This window comes from Candidatus Ruminimicrobium bovinum, assembly GCF_902760015.1.
Taxonomy (GTDB): domain Bacteria; phylum Elusimicrobiota; class Endomicrobiia; order Endomicrobiales; family Endomicrobiaceae; genus Ruminimicrobium; species Ruminimicrobium bovinum.
Genome location: NZ_CACWEU010000140.1, coordinates 1 through 4,691 on the forward strand (window position 1 = coordinate 1; position 4,691 = coordinate 4,691).

Genomic DNA, 4,691 nt, shown 5'->3' on the forward strand with positions numbered 1-4,691 from the left:
CGAATAATAATAATCACTCCAACCTTTTGTTTTACCTTCCTCTTCTTTTAATGTCACAAATCCAAAATCAGATATTTTTATATGTCTTTTTGCTGTTATTAATATATTATCCGGTTTTATATCTTGATGAGCTTTCATTCCTATACTATTTAAATATTGCATTCCCCTACAAAATTCTATTGCCCATTTATAACTTTCTTTTATCTTTATTCCCTTTTGTAATTCCTGGGTTAGTGTTGCTGCTTTCCATTCTGCTTTTTTATTTTTTGGTTGTTTTCCTACTAATTCCATTACTAAATATACTCTATCTTTTTCTTTTAATGCCGTTTGGCTATATACTATATGTGGATGCTTTTCGAGTTTTAATGTAAATTTAATTTCTTCTTTGAAACTATTACTGTTATTATCACATTGATATGTTTTTAATACATAAAAATTTTTATCTATCTTATTTCTGCATAAGCCAATAAAACCCATACCACCTGTTTTGTTTTCATCATACACTTCGTAAATATCATGTATTGATATTCCTTTTTGAAATACCGGTTCTAATATAAGAGCTCTATTTTCTTGATTAAATTTCTTTTCTCTGTTTTCATCAAATTTTAAAGACATTTTTTACCTTTTTACAATTATAATTTTGTTCCAATTCTGCTTAACATTGCTTTCGTGTATGTAACATTATTTTTTATTTCTATATACCAACCAAACGGTAAATCTGGTAAAACAGGATGTTTTAAACCTAATATTTCTTGCTTTTTATAATACAATTTAAATTCATCACTTTTATTGTTAATATGAAAAATTCCTATTCCGCTAATGTCACTTAATTTCTGTGTAGTATTTTTATCAAGTCCATAAAATTTATCTTTATATAGTTGTTCACATTCGTATTTTTTATTTTCCAACATAGTATTAATAATTTGTTCCCTAAAATTGTTATTAGTATAAGAAATAAATTTTTTTGGCATTTTTCTATTTTTTGTTTCTTCTGAAATTTCTTCTATTTGCGGAATATATTTCCAATATTTTCTGTCAGGGAAGCCATTGCCTACTATCCAATCTTTTTTATCATAATCGTAAGCAAAATACAATGTTGTTCTTGATAAAAAAGATTCACCGTCAATACCATCATCACTACATAAACCTATCTGTTGATAAGATGATGTTTTTTCATTTTTACCAACTATAATCAATGAATTTTTATAGCAATTTAACTTATAAACTTCTACTTTACCACATATACAACGAACAACAATTTCATAAGATACACTACCCATTTTTTACCTCTTTATTATTAATAATTTTATATATTTCTTCTATAGATTTATTGTAAAATTCTTTTGCTTTTTCTATCTTCCCGGTTTTAATATAAGCTAATATTAAATTTTCTTGAGTATAACTGTTGGGTTCGTTGAGAAATTCTTGTTCACAATAATTTATCAATTCTTCATTAAGTGTTAATGTTTTTATAGGTTTAACAACAAAAATTTTTCCTTTCTCAAGTTCTCCGTTTATGTATTTGTTACCAGATTGCAAATCGTTTAAATATTTAAGACATTCATCACAATGAATAAGATGTTTTTGTAACTCTTCTTTTGCTTCTTCTGTTAAAATATTATTATCTGTTATGTAATGACCTATATCTTCTTTATATCCATCACATTTTTTTATTTTATGCTCTTTTAATTTTTTTACTAAATCTTGTTGTCTATTTTTCCCTTTTTCTTCATTATTTCTTATGTTTTTATCCGGCATTGATAATTTTATAAGTTCTATTATTCTCTGTTTTATTGTATTATCAAGTTCTATAATAATTTCTCTGTCTTCTTCAGAATCAAACTTATAATTATTATCTTCTAAAGTATTGAAAATATCATCTAATATTTCATATATTTTTTTCTTTCTTCTATCTGCTCTGGAATCAACATATTCTAATAAAGAATAATATGTCGTATTTTCTATTTTATACCGAAATTCACTATAAAAATTTCTCCAAAAAGACAAAGGATCTATTATTTCGTTAAGTATTTCTTCTTTACTTTTGTCTCTTGATGTTTTAAATATTTCACTAAACAAAAACTTTCTTAAATTTTCTTTTAATATTTTTTTCTTTTCTTCTTCAGTTTTTCTATAAATTTGTTCAACAGTTTTGTTATCAACAAGATTTGTTCTATCTTTTATCTGTTTTCCTTTTTCAGGTCTCAAACATAAACGGTCTAAAATTTCTTTGATATTTTTTTTAGAAGATAAGTCATAATTATTTATTTTATATTCTATTTCATCTTTTTTATTATTAAGATCTGTTCTATTAAGTTCAAGATATTTATAAAGTTTATCCTCTTTATAAAACAATCTATTCATGTTTGTCGGCTCGGAATTTATATTGATATTTCTATCTAAAATATCCTTATTTATGTGATATGAAATTATAAAAAGATTTATATATTTAGAATATTTATTTTTTATTTCTTCAAATATGTAATATAAATATTTTTTTATTATTCTTTGCAATTCATTGTCTTGTTCATTTTGTATCGCCATTTTATTTAATTCTTCTTCTTTGTTTTGTTGTTTTTCCAACTCGCTTTCATCTTTGTATTGCCAATCTTTTTGTTTGATTTGGTCTTCTATAGGATTACTTTTATTATCCTCACCTTCTTCATTGTTGCCTTTTTCAGATAAATTTGGTGCTTTAGTATCATAATCTCTTGAAATATCTAATTTACGACTAATATCTTTACAATATTTAATAAATTCTTCTTCGTTGTCTTTTACTTGACCATAAGTATTTATAAAACTAATAATATTACCTAATGTATTTTTTTCATCTAAAATTAGTACATATAACTTTTCTATAAGCTCATCTTTTTCTCTTAAAATATATCCTTCTTTTTTCTCTTGCTTCTTTTGCTTTTTTTTACTTTTACTTTCTAAATTTAATTTTCTATAAACATTATTTTCTATATACCTCTTTCTCGCAGCTATTTTTCTATCATTTCCTCTAAAAAAATTATGAGTATAAACCATATTTTTAATACATTTCCAAATTATATTCTTATCTTCTTCTTGTAAATTATTTAGATTTTCTATTTTAGGAAATTTATCTAATGTATAATTTTCTTCTTCCATAAAAATTCTCCGTTTTTTTATAATATTGACAATATTATAAACTAAAAATTGATATTTGGCAATTAAGCAAAAATGTAAGTTTATGCAACATAATTTCTTGACGGTTTGCTTGTTAAATGCCAAAAGCCACAATCACAATGATAAGCCCTTTGTGGAACATAATTAGGATTATCATATTCATTTACAAACTCTAAAGCATGTTCTGCTTTTTTCTGTGTTTCATAATGAATACATTGTTTGTTTTTGAAGATACAATAAATTCCTCTTTTTGTATGTCTTTCCTTTTCGTTGTAATGACTTCTTTGATAACTCATTTTAATTCTCCTTTTTTTATTTTTCCCTGCACTAATTACTTTTTATTGGCAAATTATGACACTTCTTATTTTTTTATTTAAAAATACCTTGCTTATTTATTAATAAAGATATATTGGCAAAATATGACATTTTTAACAAAAACATACTGTTTTTTCAATAAGTTTTTAAAAAAAAAGAAATGCAGTTTGACAAAATAATCATATTTGTATGTTTTATGAGGTTATAATTTTCTTATTATTAAAGATACGGTTGTTATTCAATTCTTAACATCATTTTAATTCAAATCAAAATTTAAATTTAAAACTCATTAAAAATTCAATTGAATTTTTAAATTTTTTTTCATTTTTAAAATTTTAATAGGAGGTAAATAATAATGAATATTATTATATCGATACTTCAAATTATTGTATCGATAATTCAAATTATCATTATGATTCTTAAGTAACGACAAAAAAACACTGATAAAATTCTATCAGTGTTTTTAATTTTAATAAGCAAACAACAAAGAGTGCTTAGAATTTTAAAGTTGGTTTTGAAGAAAGATTAAACGATAAACTACTTAACGACAAACTATAAATTGATTTTAAAAGTTAAATATTCAATTTAAAACAATCTATTAGCTATTATAATATTCATACAGACAATATTTTAGTAAACTATGTATATCCTAATTGCTTTTTTGCATTTGAAATAGCAATTGCAAGTTTTTCTTTTAACAATTCTTTGGGTGGCATTTTGGTTAGATATTGGGCAACATGAATATTATCTTTATCTATTTCTAACAGTTCAATAGTTTCTTGTGATTTTTCCGCACATAAAATTAATGTTATTTGATTCATCAATTTTTGTTATATCTTTACTCTTTTTTTAGTTCCATAAAAAGTCGCGACACTGTCGCCACTTTTTAAAATATTTAAATTCTTAAACTATGCATATTGGACATGATCACAATTACAAATTTCGGAAATGATAAACAATACAGCAATTTATAATTTATACTGTGGAATTTATAATTAATGGCAACGACAGATTTCTCCATTGCTTCGCAATGTCCGAAATGACAAAATATTTTTTAGTCGTTGTCGTTGAAGACCGGATAGTTTGAGGCGAACTTAAGTGTTTTAAAGTTGCGGTGTACATAAGCGAAGCGGTACATAAGATTTTAAAACACAAAAGTGTAGCCCAAAATATACGGTCGCTATAAAATAGGAATTGTATGATTGTTTTTTTGCCAAAAAAAAATA

5 protein-coding genes are annotated in these 4,691 nt (G+C 23.9%); all 5 read right to left on the minus strand.

What is annotated here, in order from left to right; all coding sequences use genetic code 11:
• On the minus strand, window positions 1-615 hold a 615-nt coding region (locus tag ACMUOV_RS04965), incomplete at its 3' end, for a protein kinase family protein (protein WP_413854003.1).
• Between the two features lie 17 nt (window positions 616-632).
• On the minus strand, window positions 633-1,280 hold the full coding sequence (locus ACMUOV_RS04970) for a hypothetical protein (RefSeq protein WP_413854004.1): 648 nt from the start codon (window positions 1,278-1,280) through the stop codon (window positions 633-635).
• Window positions 1,273-3,132 carry a hypothetical protein gene (locus ACMUOV_RS04975; RefSeq protein ID WP_413854005.1) on the minus strand — a complete coding sequence of 620 codons (1,860 nt, stop codon included), beginning with the start codon at window positions 3,130-3,132 and terminating at the stop codon, window positions 1,273-1,275. The genes ACMUOV_RS04970 and ACMUOV_RS04975 overlap by 8 nt, the downstream gene beginning before the upstream one ends.
• 80 nt (window positions 3,133-3,212) lie before the next feature.
• On the minus strand, window positions 3,213-3,446 hold the full coding sequence (locus ACMUOV_RS04980; RefSeq protein WP_413854006.1) for a hypothetical protein: 234 nt from the start codon (window positions 3,444-3,446) through the stop codon (window positions 3,213-3,215).
• Between the two features lie 657 nt (window positions 3,447-4,103).
• The gene (locus ACMUOV_RS04985; protein ID WP_413854007.1) at window positions 4,104-4,286 is read right to left on the minus strand and encodes a hypothetical protein; all 183 of its coding nucleotides are present in this window, start codon (window positions 4,284-4,286) and stop codon (window positions 4,104-4,106) included.
• Window positions 4,287-4,691 lie beyond the last annotated feature (405 nt).